21 protein-coding genes and 1 pseudogene are annotated in these 17231 nt (G+C 69.0%); 15 read left to right on the top strand and 7 right to left on the bottom strand.

All coding sequences use genetic code 11. The features are described 5' to 3' along the window. Nucleotides 1–208 precede the first annotated feature (208 nt). Nucleotides 209–877 carry an HNH endonuclease family protein gene (locus tag AC27IY_RS41335; RefSeq protein WP_487181326.1) on the top strand — a complete coding sequence of 223 codons (669 nt, stop codon included), beginning with the start codon at nucleotides 209–211 and terminating at the stop codon, nucleotides 875–877. 87 nt (nucleotides 878–964) lie between these two features. Here AC27IY_RS41335 and AC27IY_RS41330 read toward each other — a convergent pair whose 3' ends face one another. Further along, nucleotides 965–1111: a hypothetical protein gene (locus AC27IY_RS41330; protein ID WP_487181325.1), complete on the bottom strand. Its 147-nt coding sequence runs from the start codon at nucleotides 1109–1111 to the stop codon at nucleotides 965–967. 56 nt (nucleotides 1112–1167) lie between these two features. Then, complete coding sequence (locus AC27IY_RS41325) at nucleotides 1168–1785, bottom strand: hypothetical protein (RefSeq protein WP_487181324.1); 618 nt, start codon at nucleotides 1783–1785, stop codon at nucleotides 1168–1170. Between the two features lie 257 nt (nucleotides 1786–2042). Between AC27IY_RS41325 and AC27IY_RS41320 the strand changes: the two genes are divergently transcribed. The 3 genes from AC27IY_RS41320 (at nucleotide 2043) to AC27IY_RS41310 (ending at nucleotide 6805) form a co-directional block, all read left to right on the top strand. Next, entirely contained in the window at nucleotides 2043–5210 is a 3168-nt protein-coding gene (locus tag AC27IY_RS41320) for a Tn3 family transposase (protein WP_344220273.1), read from the top strand. A 54-nt stretch (nucleotides 5211–5264) separates the two neighbouring features. After that, nucleotides 5265–5705 carry a VOC family protein gene (locus AC27IY_RS41315; RefSeq protein WP_344220275.1) on the top strand — a complete coding sequence of 147 codons (441 nt, stop codon included), beginning with the start codon at nucleotides 5265–5267 and terminating at the stop codon, nucleotides 5703–5705. A 110-nt stretch (nucleotides 5706–5815) separates the two neighbouring features. Beyond that, nucleotides 5816–6805: a winged helix DNA-binding domain-containing protein gene (locus AC27IY_RS41310; protein WP_344220277.1), complete on the top strand. Its 990-nt coding sequence runs from the start codon at nucleotides 5816–5818 to the stop codon at nucleotides 6803–6805. 42 nt (nucleotides 6806–6847) lie between these two features. Here the strand turns inward: AC27IY_RS41310 and AC27IY_RS41305 are convergent, their stop codons facing one another. Together AC27IY_RS41305 and AC27IY_RS41300 are read right to left on the bottom strand one after the other, a co-directional pair. Next, a complete protein-coding gene (locus AC27IY_RS41305; protein WP_344220279.1) occupies nucleotides 6848–7156 on the bottom strand; it encodes a hypothetical protein in 309 nt (102 codons plus the stop codon). Between the two features lie 116 nt (nucleotides 7157–7272). After that, nucleotides 7273–7793, bottom strand: a pseudogene (locus AC27IY_RS41300) (DUF4158 domain-containing protein). A gap of 460 nt (nucleotides 7794–8253) precedes the next feature. Here AC27IY_RS41300 and AC27IY_RS41295 point away from each other — a divergent pair. After that, on the top strand, nucleotides 8254–9189 hold the full coding sequence (locus AC27IY_RS41295; protein ID WP_148031684.1) for a tyrosine-type recombinase/integrase: 936 nt from the start codon (nucleotides 8254–8256) through the stop codon (nucleotides 9187–9189). 51 nt (nucleotides 9190–9240) lie between these two features. Here AC27IY_RS41295 and AC27IY_RS41290 read toward each other — a convergent pair whose 3' ends face one another. Together AC27IY_RS41290 and AC27IY_RS41285 are read right to left on the bottom strand one after the other, a co-directional pair. Next, nucleotides 9241–9546: a DUF6504 family protein gene (locus tag AC27IY_RS41290; protein ID WP_487181323.1), complete on the bottom strand. Its 306-nt coding sequence runs from the start codon at nucleotides 9544–9546 to the stop codon at nucleotides 9241–9243. Between the two features lie 91 nt (nucleotides 9547–9637). After that, nucleotides 9638–10231 carry a phage tail tube protein gene (locus AC27IY_RS41285; protein ID WP_487181322.1) on the bottom strand — a complete coding sequence of 198 codons (594 nt, stop codon included), beginning with the start codon at nucleotides 10229–10231 and terminating at the stop codon, nucleotides 9638–9640. 331 nt (nucleotides 10232–10562) lie between these two features. Between AC27IY_RS41285 and AC27IY_RS41280 the strand changes: the two genes are divergently transcribed. The 9 genes from AC27IY_RS41280 (at nucleotide 10563) to AC27IY_RS41240 (ending at nucleotide 15836) form a co-directional block, all read left to right on the top strand. Next, nucleotides 10563–10895, top strand: a complete 333-nt coding sequence (locus tag AC27IY_RS41280; RefSeq protein ID WP_487181321.1) for a hypothetical protein — start codon at nucleotides 10563–10565, stop codon at nucleotides 10893–10895. Nucleotides 10896–10996: 101 nt separating this feature from the next. Next, nucleotides 10997–11359, top strand: coding sequence for a hypothetical protein (locus tag AC27IY_RS41275; RefSeq protein ID WP_487181320.1), 363 nt, complete (start codon nucleotides 10997–10999; stop codon nucleotides 11357–11359). Nucleotides 11360–11433: 74 nt separating this feature from the next. Continuing rightward, a complete protein-coding gene (locus AC27IY_RS41270) occupies nucleotides 11434–12321 on the top strand; it encodes a hypothetical protein (protein WP_487181319.1) in 888 nt (295 codons plus the stop codon). 15 nt (nucleotides 12322–12336) lie between these two features. Beyond that, nucleotides 12337–12732 (top strand): hypothetical protein, encoded by a 396-nt coding sequence (locus AC27IY_RS41265; protein ID WP_487181318.1) that lies wholly within the window; start codon nucleotides 12337–12339, stop codon nucleotides 12730–12732. Nucleotides 12733–12797: 65 nt separating this feature from the next. Next, nucleotides 12798–13703 carry a hypothetical protein gene (locus AC27IY_RS41260; RefSeq protein WP_487181317.1) on the top strand — a complete coding sequence of 302 codons (906 nt, stop codon included), beginning with the start codon at nucleotides 12798–12800 and terminating at the stop codon, nucleotides 13701–13703. After that, on the top strand, nucleotides 13700–13882 hold the full coding sequence (locus tag AC27IY_RS41255; RefSeq protein WP_487181316.1) for a hypothetical protein: 183 nt from the start codon (nucleotides 13700–13702) through the stop codon (nucleotides 13880–13882). The genes AC27IY_RS41260 and AC27IY_RS41255 overlap by 4 nt, the downstream gene beginning before the upstream one ends. 56 nt (nucleotides 13883–13938) lie before the next feature. Then, complete coding sequence (locus AC27IY_RS41250) at nucleotides 13939–15093, top strand: phosphatase domain-containing protein (protein ID WP_487181315.1); 1155 nt, start codon at nucleotides 13939–13941, stop codon at nucleotides 15091–15093. Beyond that, the gene (locus tag AC27IY_RS41245) at nucleotides 15083–15391 is read left to right on the top strand and encodes a hypothetical protein (RefSeq protein WP_487181314.1); all 309 of its coding nucleotides are present in this window, start codon (nucleotides 15083–15085) and stop codon (nucleotides 15389–15391) included. The genes AC27IY_RS41250 and AC27IY_RS41245 overlap by 11 nt, the downstream gene beginning before the upstream one ends. After that, nucleotides 15381–15836: a hypothetical protein gene (locus tag AC27IY_RS41240; protein ID WP_487181313.1), complete on the top strand. Its 456-nt coding sequence runs from the start codon at nucleotides 15381–15383 to the stop codon at nucleotides 15834–15836. Before AC27IY_RS41245 ends, AC27IY_RS41240 begins: the two co-directional genes overlap by 11 nt. 86 nt (nucleotides 15837–15922) lie before the next feature. Here AC27IY_RS41240 and AC27IY_RS41235 read toward each other — a convergent pair whose 3' ends face one another. Further along, a complete protein-coding gene (locus AC27IY_RS41235; protein ID WP_487181311.1) occupies nucleotides 15923–16048 on the bottom strand; it encodes a hypothetical protein in 126 nt (41 codons plus the stop codon). Nucleotides 16049–16942: 894 nt separating this feature from the next. On the opposite strand from AC27IY_RS41235, the gene AC27IY_RS41230 reads away from it, so the two are divergent. After that, nucleotides 16943–17182 carry a hypothetical protein gene (locus AC27IY_RS41230; protein ID WP_487181310.1) on the top strand — a complete coding sequence of 80 codons (240 nt, stop codon included), beginning with the start codon at nucleotides 16943–16945 and terminating at the stop codon, nucleotides 17180–17182. The last annotated feature ends 49 nt before the right edge of the window (nucleotides 17183–17231 follow it).

Genomic DNA, 17231 nt, shown 5'->3' with positions numbered 1-17231 from the left:
GCTGGTGCGACGCGAGGCAACGTGCCGAGTACCTGTCTCGTGCCTTGGCGGGGCGTGGAGTGCGGCGTACCGCTTTAGCGAGGTGGCCGCCTTTCCAAGAGGCCAGGCCGGGCACGGAGGTCTTACTGCCGCGCCCTAGTACGCCCCCACCCGCGATAACTACTGTCAGTTATCAATCCATAGCGTTAGGTAGTATAACTGGAGGGTTATGCGTCTCCCCCTGCGCTTCGCAGTCCTTGCTGTCGCGGTCCTGGCCGTCCCGCTCACTGCTCCCGGTCCTGCCCACGCCCAAGCGCGTCCTATCCATCAGGCCGCGCCCCCGCCCCTGCTGCGGGCCGCCATCGCCGATCTGACCGTCGCCGCCGAGAGCCGGGAAGGCTACAAGCGCACGTCGTTCAAGCACTGGGTCGACGACGACGCCGACGGCTGCTCGGCCCGCTACGAGGTGTTGATCGCCGAGGCGATCGACGCCCCCGAGGTCGGCCCGAAGTGCGCCCTGACCGGCGGCGCCTGGTACAGCTACTACGACGACGTCGTGGTCGAGGCGGCCTCCGCGCTCGACGTCGACCACCTGGTGCCGCTGGCAGAGGCATGGGACTCCGGCGCCTCCGGCTGGGACGCCGGCAAGCGCCAGGAGTACGCCAACTACCTGGCGGCGCCCGAGCACCTGGTCGCCGTCACCGCCCGGTCCAACCGTCAGAAGGCAGACAAGGACCCGGCCGAGTGGTTGCCGATCGAGCAGGTGCGCTGCCGGTACATCGCCGAGTGGGTGGCGGTGAAGCGACACTGGGAGCTGAGCGTGGACGCCGCGGAGAAGGCCAAGCTTGCCGAGGTCGCTGAAGGCTGTCCGAACGCGCCGCTGGCGCGAGCCTCCTGACGGCAACGCTCTCAGCCGTGGCGGCTCTCCGGGGACTGTAGGGATTCCGGACCGGAACGGGGCGGCAGATACTTCTGCCGCCCCGTTCTACTTGATCGTGTTCGCCGTCGCGGCCATTATGCCGAACGCCCTGTCGATGCCCTTCTTCGCCTTGCCTCCGATCCAGTCCGGCCGTCGTGCTTCGCGGGGCTTCGGCCGACGCCGGTCGGCGGCCAGCACCGCGATCTCCTCCAAGATCTGCGTGAGGATCTCGTAGTCGCGCGGCCACGGGTCGGCCCGCTGCGCGGGCGTCAGGTTGACGATGGCATCAGGGGGGAGACCTTCCGCTCGGGTGAGTAGCCGCCGTACTCCAAAGAACCCGGGCTGCCCGGGTCGCTTCCAGGCTCCTCGGGCGTCGAATCCGGGGTAGTGGTGGGCGAGTGAGTTGTCGAGGTCGTCCCACCGCTCGATGAGTCGGAGGACGGAGAGGATTCCCCCAGGCGCAGCCCGTACGCCCTCAGCAGTCCCTTCACGAGCGCCACCATGTCGGGCAGGGCCGGACGCAGCGCGAAGAAGTCGGCGAATCCCTGCTCGCCGAGCAGCCGGACCGCCATCTGGTGGACGGCGCCCATCACCTGGTCGGGCAGCTTCTTGTTGATGACGAGCTGGTCGATCACCATGTCGAGCAGCGCCATGTTGGCAGCGTCCGGGTCCTTGGATCGGGCGGCGTCCAGCGCCGTGCGCACGATCAGGCCGAGGTCCACCGCGACGTGCGTCAGCGGCTCCAGCACGTCGAGCGGCAACTCGGTCGGGAGCTGGGCCACGACGCGGCCGCGGAACTTCAGTGGGAACGTGTCGGCTACGGCCGCGCCGCGTTCGGCGGCGATGGCGGCCAGGCGCTCATCGCGGTCAATGTCTAGGTCGATCATCCCCGAGTCCTCCAGACGGTGCGGGCAGGTCGCCGGGGACCGTAGACCAACGGGGGCTTTGCGTCGTCTCAGGCAGGTTCAGGTGGCGAACCTGTCGAGCTGCCAGCGCTCCCGCGCCACGTCCGGGGGCGAGGAACCGGCGGACAGCCGTTGGCGCTGAGAACGATCAAGAAGCATTGAAGGCTGAAACATCCTCACCTGTAACGCGTTAATCACTATGAGTTGATCGCGACCGATATGGTCCTACCGTGCGGGCTATGCCTGCGGAATTTCTGTCTGTCGAGCAGAGGGCCGCCTACGTCTCGTTCATCGAGGTGCCATCGCTGTCAGACCTGGAGAAGTTCTTCTTCCTGGACAGCTTCGACCGGCATGTGATCGCGCAGTCGAGGGCCGATTCTCACCGGCTGGGCGTTGCCGTTCAGATCGGGACCGTTCGGTACAAGGGGTTGTTCCTGGAGGATCCGCTGGCGGTGCCCTGGCCGGTGGTGGACTACCTGGCCGAGCAGCTGGGGATCGGTGACACGTCGCAGGTCAAGAAGTATGCCGAGCGGCTCAAGACGACGTACGAGCACGCGTGGATGATCCGGGACGCCTACGGTTACCACACCTTTGATGACACCAGCAGCTGGAGCGAGCGGCAGCTGACGCGCCAGTTCCGGACCTTCCTGCATGGCCGGGCGTGGACACACGCCGAGGGGCCGGTGGCGCTGTTCGAGCAGTCGGTGGCGTGGCTGCGGCGGCATCGGGTGCTGCTGCCCGGGGTGACCGTGCTGGAACGCCTGGTGGGCAGCGTGCGGGAACGGGCCGACGTCCGCATGTACACCGTGGTGACCAAACAGGTGCACCGTGCCGATCCGAACCTGCCCGCCGCGTTGTCGGGTCTGCTGGTGGTGCCGGAGGGCTCGCGCATCTCGGAGTTGGAGAAGCTGCGGCAGGCACCCAAGCGCACGTCAGGGACGGAGATGGTGAAGGCGCTGCAGCGGGTGGACAACCTGGCCGGCTTCGGACTGGGCCGGGTGGCGGTGTCGAAGGTGCCGGTGCGGCGGATGAAGACTCTGGCCAAGTACGGGGCGGGCAGCAAAGCGCCGGCCCTGGACCGGCTGGTCGAGCCGCGCCGGACCGCGACGCTGCTGGCGGTCACCCGGAGCCTGGAGGCCGAGGCGATCGACGACGCCCTCGATCTGTTCGCACTGCTGATGGCCACCAGACTGATCAGCCCGGCCCGCCGCAAGTCCGCCGACGAACGGCTGCGGATGCTGCCCCGGCTGGAGCGGGCCTCCAAGCTGGTGGCCAAGGCCGGACGCGTCCTGGTCGACCAGCTCGACCTGATCGACCACGAAGGCGCCGACCTCGACGTGGCAGCGATGTGGACCGCAGTGGCCGAGATCGCCGGCACCAGCAAGGAACAGGTCCGCGCGGCGCTGGACGTGGTGGAGGACCTGGTCCCCGAGGACGACGGCGCGGCCGAGGTGGCGATGCGCGCCGCGCTGGTCGAGAAGTACCACACCGTACGCCCGTTCCTACGGCTGCTGGGCGAGTCGAAGGCGCTGTCGGCTGCACCGGGCGGGCGCCGGGTGCTGGCCGCGGTGCGCCGGCTGCCGGAGCTGTCGCGACGGCAGGTCAGCAAGAAGCCGCTGCTGCCCAAGGAGATCGACGCCGCGTTGGTGACCGCGTCGTGGAAGCGGGCGGTGTATGCCAACCCGGACCTGCCGCAGGGTGCGGTGGATCGGGACGCGTACGTGGTGTGCGTGCTGGAGCACCTGCTGCGGGCTCTGACGATCAGGGATGTGTTCGCCTCGCCGTCGCTGCGCTGGGCCGACCCGCGCGCGCATCTGCTGGCCGGGGCGCAGTGGGAGGCGATCGCCGAGGACGTGCTGGCCTCCCTGTCGCTCACCGACCCGGTCCAGAAGCATCTGAACGACAAGGTCGTGGCACTGGACGCGGCCTGGAAGCAGATGGCCGCCCGGCTGGAGGAGGCGGGCGAGGACGCGCTGGTCTCGGTGGTGACCCCGGCTGGCGGCGGGCGGGCCCGGCTGTCGGTGGAGAAACTCGGTGCGCTCGGCGAGAGCGAGTCGCTGGCCTGGCTACGGGCCGCCTGCCAGGCCATGCTGCCCCGCATCGACCTGCCCGAGCTGCTGCTGGAGGTGCACGCATGGACCGGTTTCCTGGCCGCCTACGTGCACCTGGCCGATGTCTCCACCCGCATGAACGACCTGCCGAGATCGCTGGTAGCACTACTGATCAGCGAGGCGTGCAACGTCGGAATAACGCCGGTGATCAAGGCCGGGGATGAGGCGCTGACCCGTGGCCGGCTTTCGCACGTGGACCAGAACTATGTGCGCGCTGAGACGCACGCCGCGGCCAACGCGATCCTGATTGAGCACCAGGGCCGGGTGCCAATCGTTGCGGAGTGGGGCGGTGGCTTGCTGGCGTCGGTGGACGGGCTGCGGTTCGTTGTCCCGGTTAAGACGATCAATGCCGGGCCCTCACCTAAGTACTACGGTTACAAAAGGGGTCTGACGTGGCTCAACGCAGTCAATGATCAAGTTGCGGGGATCGGGCAGATGGTGGTGCCGGGCACTCCCCGCGATTCCCTGTACATCCTGGACTGCTTGATCAACCTGGATGCCGGGCCGAAACCCGAGGTGGTCACGACGGACCAGGCCAGCGACAGTGACATGGTGTTCGGGATCTTCTCCATGCTCGGCTACCGGTTCGCGCCCCGCTTCGCCGACCTGGGGGACCAGCGATTCTGGCGCACCGAGCTGCCCGACCGCAGCACCGGCGACTACGGAGTGCTGGAGGCGATCGCCCGGAACAAGCTGAACCCCAAGAAGGTGACCACCCAGTGGCCGGACATGCTCCGCGTCGCCGGATCGCTGGTGACCAACCAGGTGCGCGCCTATGACCTGCTGCGCATGTTCGCCCGCCAGGGCAACCCGACTCCGCTGGGGCAGGCGTTCGCCGAGTACGGCCGCATCGACAAGACGATGCACCTGCTCAGCATGCTGGACCCGATGGATTCCAGCTACCGCCGCAGCCTGGGCAAGCAGTTGTCGGTCCAGGAGTCCCGGCACCGCCTGGCCCGCAAGATCTGCCACGGCAACGCCGGCCGGATCCGGCAGGCATATCGGGAAGGCCAGGAGGATCAACTCGCGGCTCTGGGACTTGTTGTCAATGCCGTCGTTTTGTGGAACTCACGGTATCTGTCGGCGATCGTGGACCAGCTGCGCGCCCAGGGTGTGCCGGTCAAGGACGAGGACGTGGCGCGGCTGTCCCCGCTGGGCCACGCCCACCTCAACTGCCTGGGCCGCTACGCGATCGCTTCCTCGGCCCCGGACAAGGGCCTGCGACCGCTCGGCACGGCGGCGCTGCCCGAGGTCAGTGCCGCCAGCACCACTATCGTGGACGATGACGGTGTCTGAACCCCTGACCGATGACCGTCTGAATGACGCCCAGCTCATGGAAGAATGCCACCTATGGCACGGTTTATCGGTTTCGGCAATGTAGTCCTGCCCGCGCGGGATCTGCCCGCCAGCATCGCGGCCTGGACCGCGTTGCTGGGCGGACCACCCGCGTTCCAGAGCGACGATTTCGCGGCGTTCTCCGGTGATGGCGTGGAGATCGGGCTCACCGCGGCGCCCTGGGTGGATCATCCGCTGGTCTTTTGGGCGGTCGAGGATATCGAACAGGAGCATCGCGCACTGGTCGCCGCCGGGGCGACGGCGATGACCGAGATCTCCGACGGATCGCTCGCCGAGGTCGGTACCGCCGAGGCCGCCGCGGGGGACAACATCGACCCGGCAACCGGCATCGTGGACATGCCCGGAGCCCGGCTGGCCGTCCTGAAGGCGGCCGACGGCAACCTGATCGCCATCACTCAAGAGGTACCGATGGACTGGTCGGCCGACCAGTCGTGAGATCGGGCGTACCCGAGCTGTCCCGGAGGGTACTGAACCGGACACTCCTGGAGCGGCAACTGCTGGCCCGGCGCGTTCCTCGTACTCCGCTGGAGGCGATCGAGCACCTCGTGGCGATGCAGGCACAAATGCCCAACGGACCTTATGTGGGGCTGTGGGCGCGGTTGGAGAACTTCCGGCACGATGACCTGACGGCCCTGCTCGAGAGCCGCGACGTGGTGCACGCCACTATGCTGCGCTGTACCCAACACCTGGCCAGCGGCGAGGACTTCCGTTGGCTGTGGCCGACGGTCGCGCCCGCTGTGCGGAAAGCCTTGACCGACGCGTACTACGCCACCCAGATCGAGGGGATGGATCTCGACGAGCTCGCCCGCGTCAGCCGACAGGTACTGACCGGAAAGACGCTCACCCGCCGGGATCTCGGCCAGTTGCTCACCGACCGATTCCCCGGCCGCGCCCCTGGCCGGCTGGCCGAGGCCATCGAGCTGCTGGAGGCGTTGGTGCATCCACCACCCCACTCCACCTGGGGCCGGTGGGGGCATCGGCGTGGGACACCGGTCACCCTGGCTGACGAATGGCTCGGCCGCCCGCTGACCGACGCGCCACAACCGGAGGCGATGGTCCTGCGCTACCTCGCCGCGTTCGGTCCAGCCAGTGTCATGGACATCCAGGCCTGGTCGGGATCGACCCGGCTCCGCAAGGTCGTCGAAGGGTTGCGGCCGAAACTGCGCGCCTTCCGGGACGAGCAGGGAGGCGAACTGCTCGACCTGCCCGACGCACCGCTGGGCGAACCGGACCGACCAGCGCCGGTCCGGTTCCTGCCCGCCTTCGACAACGCCGTCCTCGGGTACCGGGACCGGACCCGCGTGATCAGCGAGGAGAATCGCCGGCGGATCGCGCCCAGGGCCTCCGGGGGCGTGCCATTGTTCCTCGTCGACGGCTTTGCGGAAGGCAGCTGGACGCTCACGAACGGCCACCTGCACATCGCACCGTTCCGGCCACTGTCGGGATCCGAAAAAGCAGCGGTACGAGACGAGGCCGCCCGCCTGCTCGCGTTCGTCGCCCCGGACAACACCGAACCGTCGTTCACACTGGAGTAAGCCCGATCGGGACTCGGGCCAGGGCGAACCGGTCGAGGTTCATCACCTCGCCCCGCGCCGCGACGAAGTCGCGAACGGGCCCGCGAGGGGGATCGGAACGGGATTGTCGTCGACCGACTTGCCCTCCAGGTAGATGACGGTGGCCAGCAACGTGGCCAGCTGACGTGAGGGGCCGTGCCGGCGCAGCGTGGTCGCCGTGGCGGTCATCCCGTACCGGGCCAGGTCCACCATCCGCCGGTGCGGCACCCCCGGCGGCAGCTCCATCGCACCCAGGCCGACGCTGAGGATCTCCCCGGCGCGCTCCAGCGCCTTTCCATGTTCCGGCCCGAGGGCACCGACGGGCCCTTGCACCAGCGCTCCAGATCCGACGATCGCGCCCCTCCGGCACCTCCAGCAACCGGGCCAGGATCGCCTGTTGCCGCGGCGACAAGATCCCGTACAGCGTGTCGTGCAGCCGCTCGGTCGCCTCATCGCGCACCCGGGCGATCAGCCGGGTCAGCGTGGTCCCCCCCCGGCAGCAGCACCTTGTTGGAGCGCAGCCAGCTCACGCCGTCGATGAAGATGCTCTTCTTGCCGTCCCCGGTGTTCCACGCCCGCGCATCCACCCACGCGGTGAACTCCGCCTCGACCGCGGAGAACTCCCGCAGCCCGTACGCCTTCATGATCTCGTCCTGGTGGCCGAACTGCGTCTGGCGCCGCTCGGTGTACTGTTTGATTGCGAGACGTCCGCCACGCCGAGCTGGTCGGCCAGGTAGTCGATCACCTCGGCCGGGACCTCCAGCGGGTCCGGCAGGAACCGGCCCACGTACCGGGCCGTGGTGAGTTGCAGGGCGAACCCGAGCCGGTGCTGATCGCCGCGGCGGCGCCCGATCAGCTTCCGGTCCGCGTCGTCGAGGAAGAACATCTTCTCCAGCTCGGCCCGCGTCGGTGCCCCTACGTAGCGGCCGTACGCGGCCGCCTCTTCATCGCTCAAGAACTCAACTGGCATGAGCCCCGAAGGTAGGACTCATCCATCAGCGCGGGCCAGGTGCAAAATCGAACTGTTACGGGGAAACGGCTTCGACGACCCTCTGAGCAGCACGATTCCGCAGGTCAACCGCATCGGAACAGCCATCCACGCCAAGCGGGGCTTTGGGGATGGCTAAACGAGACTTTTCGTTCGCATGCTGCTCAACCCCGCCTTCCAGAGGCGCCAGACGTTCACCGCCACGCTTGCCGTGTGATGTTCTTCACCGTCGGCGTCCGCAGCGACCCTCAGCCGGTTGCTCCATGCGAGCGGGGCCTTGCGGTGCGAATCAGCAGGATGGAGACCAATGGTTACGGGATAGCTGTTGTTATCTGGCAAGATGGCCGCCGCGGGCCGGGCCCGAGCTGGGCAACCGTCGTCCGGCGCGGATGCTTCGTTTCCCGGTTATCTGGCAACCTGGGGGATGGTGGAGGTCGGCACGGTGGATCCGGTCATCGCCGAGCAGCTCGGCCGCTCCCACCCGCTCGCCCGGCATCTGGACGACTTCCTCACCGACCTGGCCAACGCCGGGAAGTCGGCGCACACCCGGCGCGCCTACCGCGGCGACCTGATCGCGTTCGCCGCCCACCACGGCGAAGAACTCGCCGAGTTGACCGCCGCGCCGGTCCGCGCGTTCCTGGCCGAGCTCGCCGAGCTGTCGCCGGCCAGCCGCAAGCGCAAGCGCGCCGCCGTCGCCTCCTTCACCAAGTGGGCCGTCCGCCACGACCTCCTGGACGCCAACCCGATGGACCGCATCGACACCGTCAAAGTGCCCAAGAACCTGCCCCGCCCGGCCGCGGCCGCCGACGTGGCCAAGCTGCTGGCGGTGATCTGCTCGCGGCGGCCGCGCAAGGACCTGCCGCTGGACCGGCTACGCGACCGGGTGCTGTTCGAGACCGTCTACGTCTGCGGCACCCGAGCCTCGGAAGTCTGCGGTCTCTATGTGGAGGATCTCGATCTGCGCCTAGACGACGAACACGTGCGCATCCACGGCAAGGGCGGCAGCGTCCGCACCGTCCTGCTCGACGACCGCGGCTACGTCACCCTGCTCAAGCTCTACCTCGCCCGCGCCGGCTACAGCGCCGGGCCGCTGTTTCGCGCCTCTATCAACGGCCGCGGCGGACCTCTGTCCTACGACGCCGCCCACCACCGCTGGCAGAACTACTGCCAAGCGGCCGGGGTGGAGATCGACATCCACCAGCTGCGCCACGCCCACGCCACCGAGCTCATCAACGCCGGCGTCTCCATCGAGGCCGTCCGCCGCCGCCTCGGACACGCCTCCACCGAGACGACCCAGTTGTACGCGCTGCTCGACGACAAGGTCGCCGACGCCGAGATCCGCGCCGCCCGCCGCCGCCGGGACCAGGCAACACGTTAGGGAAGCTTCGCAACCAAGAACAGCCTCAGCTCCCTGCAGTCAAGATCGTTCTCAGCGCCAACGGCTGTCCACCGGTTCCTCAACCCCGACGTCCAGCGACAGGACGACCACGCCGGCTCCCGCCTCGGATGAGGCCTCAACCCGGTAGTGCCACACGTCCAGCGGGGCGTCGTACGGCAGATCCTCCCGCCACCACTCCCCGGCGGTGGTCCACGCCTGCAGCACCTCGCCCACCCGGTATGTGCGCGGCCGCCGGCCTCGGCGGGCCCACGTGAACCGCACGGGCCGGCCGAGCGGGTATTCGGGCGCGTCGTCCGGCTCGGTGACGACGTCGACCACGGTTGGAACCTCTGCCACCAGGCCCAATGTAGCTGCGCCGGCCGACGGGGCCGAGGTGCGAAAGGGGCGCCAGCCTGTACGGCTGACGCCCCCGCGCGCTGATCCCCAGTTATGGGGTAGTGCCGTCCGGGTCCGGGTCGAACGCTGCCCAAGTGGCGGGGAGCAGATCGTAGTAGGGGGCGCCAATGTCGCCGCCGAGCACGCTCAGCCGGAGCGGCAGCGTAGACGCCTCCGTCTTCTGGAAGCTCTGCTCGACACCCTCAGTCTGCTCGCACCGGGGCACCATGCGGCGGAGCCTCTTGTTGCCGTCGATCAGTTCCAGGCAGGCCGCGGTCTCGACGCGGGAGCCGATCGCGGGCGGCGTGAACCGGAAGTAGGCGGCGCCGCCGCCCTCGGGTGTCACCTTCTCGATCGTGCCGCCGCCGTACACGGCTCTGAAGGAGGCTGCGGACCACTCCAGGAGGTCCACCTCGATCGTGGCCGAGTCCTCGGTCTGCCAGCGCCTAACCGCGTAATTCGACTGGTGGGCCCGCGTCTCTTCAAAGCTCGGGTCCGTGCTCCAGTTGAAGCTGTCCGGGGTGAACAGGCCGATGTCGAACCAGGCGTTCGGCATGGTGGCGAGCGGGCCGTCCGGGGCGGCGGTGCCGACCGGAGCGAGCCACAGCCGCGCCTGCTGCGGGATGAAGACGTTCTCGGAGCCCACGCGGGACCTCCCAGCCACTCAGCGCCCCGGCCCGCCGTGGCGGACAAGGGCGTGTCAGGTTGGGGACCCGGGCGCAGAGAGTAGGGACGAAACGGGCTAACGTCGCGCTGACCAGCAGCGCAGGACACTAAGGACGGTTTGCGCTACACACCCCGGCCATGACGACGACGATGGCCAGGGCCGCCGCCGACGAGCCGAAGCGGCCGCGCTGGCGCTGCCTGATCCGGGGGTGCCCGACGCGCGCTTCCTGGCAGCCGGCCCCGCACACGCCGGCGGCGTACGCCGGTTGGCGGAATCACTTCCTGCGCGAGCACCACCTTCGGGGGCGGTCATGACGGCCGCCGAGACGGTGGTGGCGGTGATCAAGTGGGCGTGCGTGGCGTCGCTGGCCGTGGTGCCGGCGGCGGTGTGCGCCTACATGGTGGGCGCGCGGGTGGGGCGCGCGGCGGGGGAGCGGGAGCGCGGGCGGCTCGCGCAGCGGCTGGCGACGTTCACGACGATCCTGCAACCGGTCGCGGCGGCGGCGCGGGAGGGCAAGACGGGGTTCCGGATGCCGCCCCAGGACATCGCGGTGCTGACGCTGCTCGTGGACCTGCCGGGGGAGGACGGCGACAAGATCGCCGAGCTTGAGGCGCTGTTCCATGAACTTGGGCCGCCCGACTAGACAGGAGAATAAATAACCCCTATGCTTTTACTTGTGAGTGAGCGAGGGGGAGCGGTCCCCCAGCCCGCTCGATCCGCCCCAGGAATCACGAAAGGACCACCATGGCCATCGACTACACGCTGCGCCCCTTCCACGGCTACCTGCACGCGGAGCTGACCGGCCTCGGGTTCGCCGACCTCGGCCGCGACCCCGAGGAGCTGGGCGGCTACGACGCCCTGTTCACCCGCGTCTACCAGGGCTTCGGCTTCCACGTCGAGGTGCACGAGCAGGACGGCGACGTCACGCTGCGGATGTTCGGCCCCGGCGAGGCGCGCGACGGTGAGGACACCTACAAGGGCGGCTCCGAGTCCGACGTGAAGTTCGACCGCCGGATGCGCCCGGAGATCGTCCTCGGCGCCATCTCGGCCGCCGTGCAGCTCGGCAAGGACACCGACCGCCTGTACGCGGTCCCCGCCGCCGCCTGACCCTCCCGGCCCTCCGGTCCCCGCCCGACTACTCCCGGGCGGGGGCCCTCCTCCCCACGCTGGAGCACACACCCGTGACTGACGTCACCCTGCCCATGACCGTCGCCAAGGCCCGCGCCGCCCTGGCCGTCGCCACCAAGTACGAAGAACCGGACGACGACCCGACCCCCGTCATGGTGAGCAGCTTCTACGGCTCGCTCGCCTGGCGGCTCACCGGCCGCGTAGAGATCGGCTACTTCAAGCAGTTCGAGGACACCTACCACCCCGAGCAGACGGTCGGCCACCTCACCCGCAACCCCGGCGACGGCCCCCGCGTCGCCGCCCTCATCGCCCCCTACCACGAGAGCATCGACAACCACGAGCTGGACAAGGCCATCAACACCCGCCAGCTCGCGAAGCTGCTCGAACACCTCGCCCTGGTGGACCCGGACATGCTCATCGTCGTCCCGGACCACGACTACGACGACAAGGCCCGGTTCGTACCGCTCGGCGCGCACATGGACTACGAGTACTACGACCCCGAGGGCGACTACCACCCCGGCGCGTACGGATACGACCCGGGGGACGGCCCCCCGGTGTTCGCCCTCTGGCCCGCCAGTTCCTTCGGCCCGCCCCCGGCACCTCCCACGTCGCCCGCCCCGGCAGCGCCCGAACCGCCCGCCCCGGCGAACTGGTTCGCCCGCCTCGGCCAGACGGACACCTGGACCGACGAGCACGGCAGGCCACACCGCATCGCCGCCATGACGCCCATCCAGGCGTACTCGGCGCTGTCCTGGCTCGACATCCACGCCCGCCGGATCTCCAACGACGTCATCGGCTACCTCCTCGGCAACCCCGCCGAAGCCCTCGCCGAGAGCCGCACCCGCGCGCCGCTCCTGGAGTCCGCCGTCGCCGTCACCGACCCGCGCGGATGGATCGCCACCACCCCTCTCGCCCTCGCCCTCGCCGTCAAGGCCGCCTGACCCTGAAGGACCCCCATGCACTCGAACTGGTACGCGCGCCTCGACGACGAAGAGACCTGGATGGACGAGCAGGGCGTCGAGCACGACATCGCCCGGATGAGCCCCCGATACGCCCGCAACATCCTCGTCTGGATCGACCGGCAGCACGAGGGCATCGTCCAGGCCGCCGCCAACGCCTTCCGCGACGTCCCGATGCCGCCGTTCCACACGCAGGCGTACGACGAGGTGCTCCACGCCTGCGACGACGAGGCGAGCGCCATGATGCGCAACCCGCGCGCCTGGCTCGCCGAGACCCCCCTCATCCAGGCCCTCACCGAGGCTGCCACCCCCTACATCGCCCGCCACCGGCGGCCCAAGCACCACCTGCGCGCGGTGCCCCTCGCGGACGACCGTCACCTGTACTCCGTCTGACCCCAGCCCCCGCCCGGCCCGCGCGCCGGGCGGCCCCCCACCCTCGACACTCCCCTGGAGCCCTCATGGCCCGCCGCTGCTACATCCCCAAGAAGTTCAACACCACCCACCTCGACATCATCGACAAGGCCAACGCCATCTGCGCCGACTACCAGCGCCAAGGCTTCGACCTCACCCTCCGGCAGCTCTACTACCAGTTCGTCGCCCGCGGCTGGCTGGAGAACAGCCAGAAGAAGTACAAGTGGCTCGGCGAGATCGTGTCCGACGCCCGGCTGGCCGGCGCCATGGACTGGGACTACATCGTGGACCGCACCCGCAACCTGCGCGGCCTGCCCCACTGGAACGACCCCAGCCACATCATCGACAGCGTCGCGTACAGCTACCGCACCGAACGGTGGGCTAATCAAGATCACCGGATCGAGGTATGGATCGAGAAGGACGCCCTCGTCGGCGTCATCTCTGGCGTCTGCCAGCGCCACGACGTCGATTACTTCTCGTGCCGGGGCTACACCAGCATCAGTGAGGTCCACCAGGCCGCCCAGCGGCTCATCCGCTACAACCGGCGCGACCAGAAGCCCGTCATTCTCCACCTGGGCGATCACGACCCCTCCGGTGTGGACATGACGCGCGACATCCGGGAGCGCCTGGAGCTGTTCGGCGCCGACGTCGAAATCATCCGCATCGCTCTCAACATGGACCAGGTCGAGCAGTACAACCCGCCGCCCAACCCGGCGAAGATGTCGGACTCCCGGTCCGGCAGGTACGTCATCGAGCACGGCTACAGCTCGTGGGAGCTCGACGCCCTCGACCCCACCACCCTGGACGCGCTCATCGCCGACCAGATCGCTGACCTGCTCGACCACGACCAATGGCAGCGCGACACGACCGCCATGGAGGAGGAGCGGACTCTCCTCACGGCCGTCTCCAACCGCTGGGGCGACGTCGCCGAGCTCGTCAGGCCGGCCGAGTGACCGAGCAGGAGCCCGAGGAGTTCCTCATCCTCAACCAGGCCGCCACCGAGAAGCCCGACACTGCGCCCAGCGCACCGCCCGACTGCAATGGGGCATGCACCACCGCCCGTGACCTCGGCGTGGACGAGTACGGCGACATGATCGCCTACCCGCACCCCTCGTGCCCCCTACACGCCTGACCCACGTCCCCGCCCGCCCGGCCGCGCCGGGCGGGCATCCTCCCGAGGAGAACCACGTGAACCGCAACCCCCTCGTCCAGGCCGTAGGCGCCAAGCTCAACGAGCACTGGCCGCACCTGCTCAACGACGGCGTCCAGTACCGCGTCGCCGCGGACGCCCTCGACGCCGCCGCCGAGGCCGGCGCGGTGCCAACGGCCGAGCGCGCCCACCTCCAGGAGCGCCTGGACGACGCGCACGCCCAGCGCCAGCAGGCCGAGACCGAACGCGACCGGCTCCGCGAGCGCCTGGACGACGCGCTCGCCAAGCGCGAGGCGTACTCCATGGCGATGCACGAGCTGTTCGGCGGGATCGCCGCCGCCCGCAACGCCCTCAGCCAGTGGAAGAAGGGCAAGGCCGTTGACTGGGACCTCCTGGAGCAGCGGCTCGTCGGCAAGGTGGAGTACGCCGACGAACGCCTTGGCACCCGCCTGCAGAGGGAACCATCCGAACTCCGGCAGCGCGCCGAGGAGGCCAAGCAGGAGGCCGCCGAGCTGCGCGCCAAGCTCGGGGCCGCCGAGCGGGAAGCCGCCCGTGCCCACCAACTCGCCGAGGTCATCCACGCCAGCTACGGCCTGCTCAACACCACCAACCTGGACCTGCGGGCGCGCATCACCGAGGCGATCGACCTCATCGCCGAGTACGACGGCCCCGAAGCGCCGTTCGAGCACCACCCGAAGTGGGCCCACGTCCGCCATACCCTCATCACCCCGAAGGCCGCGCTCGTCGCCGAGCAGCCGCTCGGCGACGAGCACGCCGGCCTGCCGATCGCCGTGCTCGTGGACGTGGACGGCACGCTCGTCAAGCGCGGCGACCGTGGTCCGTACGACTGGGCGCGCGTCGGGGAGGACACTCCGAACTGGCCCGTCATCGAGACGGTGCGCGCCCTCCACCACCGCGGCTACCGGATCATCATCATGTCCGGCCGGTCCGACGAGTGCCGGGCGGCGACCGCCGAGAGCCTGCACGAGCACCTCGGCGTGCCGTACGAGGCGTTGCACATGCGGGCCGCCGGCGACTACCGCAAGGACTCCGAGGTCAAGACCGAGCTGTACGAGCAGCACGTGCGCGGCCGATACGACGTCCGCGTGGTCCTGGACGACAGGCAGCAGGTCGTGGATGCCTGGCGGGGCTTGGGCCTGACCGTCCTCCAGGTGGCGCCCGGTGACTTCTGACCTCGCCCGCACGCTCGCCGAGCTGCCCGACCACAGCGAGCACGTCACCGTCATCTGCGCCTATGACCACCCCGAAGCCACGAACGTCCGCCGCGCTCTCGGTCTGGCCCCGCGCCAGGTGATCGAGGCGACCACGCCGGAACGCCTGGCCGGCATCTGCGCATGGGAACTCCGGATCCTCGAGACTCGCCGCTTCAGCAGCAGGCCCGACGCCGAGGCGATCCGGCAGACGCTCGTCGGAGTCTCCTGCAGCTCCCAGATCGTCCGCACGATCCGGGCGGCGCCCGGTGACTACTGACCCGGCTCCCGACGCGGACGCCGAGGACGAGTTCCTGATCCTCGACCAGGCCGCCGCCGCACCTCGGCGGCGGCCCTGGGCCCGATGCCTCGGGTGCGGACACCGGATCTGGGCCGCCAAGTCCCTGCTCCATCGCCGCGGCCGCCAGTGCCGCGGCCCCGGCCACCGCCGACGCGGTCATGGCCGCCCTGCTCGCGCGTGGCGGTACGTGACCGGACAGACCGACCTCTTCACCAACAAGGAGACCAGCATGGCCCCGATCGCCCCCACCGTGGACGTCGCCGACATCGCCACAGTGTTCGTCGCCGACACCCTGGACGACTCCGGCATTGACGTCACCATCCGTCACGATCAGGCCGACCGGCCCGAGGTGACGGTCACCCTCGACGGGAAGCCGTTCCGGCTCCACCTCACCCAGCTCCCCGCCGAGCCGGACAGCAACTGACCAGGCAGGACAGAACGTATCTACATCGTAAAGGCGGCCGCCCCGGGCACCCCCGGGACGGCCGCCTCGTCGCGCTATGAGGAGCGCTAGCCGCCGATGGAGAAGCCGATCGTGGCGCCCTGCTGCGCGAGGACGACCACGACGACCACGACGACGATGGCGCGCCAGATGAGCCGGACGACCGGCTTCGGCACGCAGACATTGAGGGTCATGCCAAAGAGCTCCACAGTGAGCCCCCTCCCGCGGGTTTCGCCCGCATCCGATACCAACATGTGGCCGGACCTGGGCTTTTGCCACCCTTAACGCGGTACACTGGAGGCGCGAACATCCCGGTACAGCACTCAGGGCTTAGGCCCGGCTGATACCGCCAGGGCCCCACACCTCTTGCCGGAGGTGCGGGGCCCTTTCGGTTGAACACTATTATGCCGCCCCCGCAGGGCCCGTGTGACAATTCGGGTACCGGGATGCGCGGAAACTTTTGGGCATGATCGCCCGCTGGGCTTCAAGGCCCCCCGCTAGCCCGTGTACACGGGTTCAGCGCTGCAGGGATTCGGGTGACTGGCCGATCAGTTCTGGGGCTCCCGATCGCCGAGTTAGAGTTAGCAAAGGTAATGCCGCATGCTAACTAGTTCGACGAAACTACCCTTGCATAAGGCGGTTTCGTGGACCAGCTATAAATACGAGCAGCAATATGAACTACCAATAAGAATTAACGATAAGAATTAACACTGCAGAATCTCTTCGTGTGGCGTGACGACTCTAAGCCCCCTCGGGGCACCCCGAGGGCGCTAGGAGGGGCTCGGGCTGCGTCTTCCTTGCGCCGGCGTGGCGTGGCCCGGCGCGGGAGCGCTGGAGCCAGGCGGGGTTGAGTCCGATGGTACGCCAGTCATCCGGATGACTCCGGACGATCAGGGCAGGCCGTACTCGGCGCGCTCTGTCCGAGAAGAGTAGACCGTCCAGATAGCCCACACCGTACCGATTGCAGGACGGCGTAAACCGCCGTGCAGCCCGCCTTACACCAGAGAGGCAAGCCGACCCGTGTTGGCTGACACTCGAACACATGTGCGTATTGATGCGCACCGGTCACGGCGTGCGATCCTGGGGGTATGGCCGTCGTCTCGATCAGCGCCCCCATCGTCGTCCCCGAGGGCTACACCATGGACGACCTCGACACCTGGTCCTTCGCGTGCGCCACCGGCAACCACCGCGAGTGCAAGGGCAACCGGATCAACCCCGACCTCGGGTGCGCCCCCAGCGAGACGATCCTCCCGTGCGGGTGCGGCATCTGCGCCCACGCACCCAAGCCGCGCCGAGGCCGGCCACGCAAGGAGCAGCCCGCCGATTAGCCCGATCACGCCCCTGACCAGGGCGACGCGACGCTAACGAAACGACCTG

It is taken from the genome of Nonomuraea sp. B208 (genome assembly GCF_057536035.1).
Note: the sequence above shows the minus strand (reverse complement) of the source record. Positions and strands in the feature narration are given on the sequence as shown.

What these genes read in the sequence shown, in the direction of transcription:
- AC27IY_RS41335 (WP_487181326.1), top strand. Translation starts at nt 209, where the DNA reads ATGCGTCTCCCCCTGCGCTTCGCAGTCCTTGCTGTCGCGGTCCTGGCC.
- AC27IY_RS41325 (WP_487181324.1), bottom strand. Translation starts at nt 1,785, where the DNA reads ATGATCGACCTAGACATTGACCGCGATGAGCGCCTGGCCGCCATCGCC.
- AC27IY_RS41320 (WP_344220273.1), top strand. Translation starts at nt 2,043, where the DNA reads ATGCCTGCGGAATTTCTGTCTGTCGAGCAGAGGGCCGCCTACGTCTCG.
- AC27IY_RS41315 (WP_344220275.1), top strand. Translation starts at nt 5,265, where the DNA reads ATGGCACGGTTTATCGGTTTCGGCAATGTAGTCCTGCCCGCGCGGGAT.
- AC27IY_RS41280 (WP_487181321.1), top strand. Translation starts at nt 10,563, where the DNA reads ATGACGGCCGCCGAGACGGTGGTGGCGGTGATCAAGTGGGCGTGCGTG.
- AC27IY_RS41275 (WP_487181320.1), top strand. Translation starts at nt 10,997, where the DNA reads ATGGCCATCGACTACACGCTGCGCCCCTTCCACGGCTACCTGCACGCG.
- AC27IY_RS41265 (WP_487181318.1), top strand. Translation starts at nt 12,337, where the DNA reads ATGCACTCGAACTGGTACGCGCGCCTCGACGACGAAGAGACCTGGATG.
- AC27IY_RS41260 (WP_487181317.1), top strand. Translation starts at nt 12,798, where the DNA reads ATGGCCCGCCGCTGCTACATCCCCAAGAAGTTCAACACCACCCACCTC.
- AC27IY_RS41235 (WP_487181311.1), bottom strand. Translation starts at nt 16,048, where the DNA reads ATGACCCTCAATGTCTGCGTGCCGAAGCCGGTCGTCCGGCTCATCTGG.
- AC27IY_RS41230 (WP_487181310.1), top strand. Translation starts at nt 16,943, where the DNA reads ATGGCCGTCGTCTCGATCAGCGCCCCCATCGTCGTCCCCGAGGGCTAC.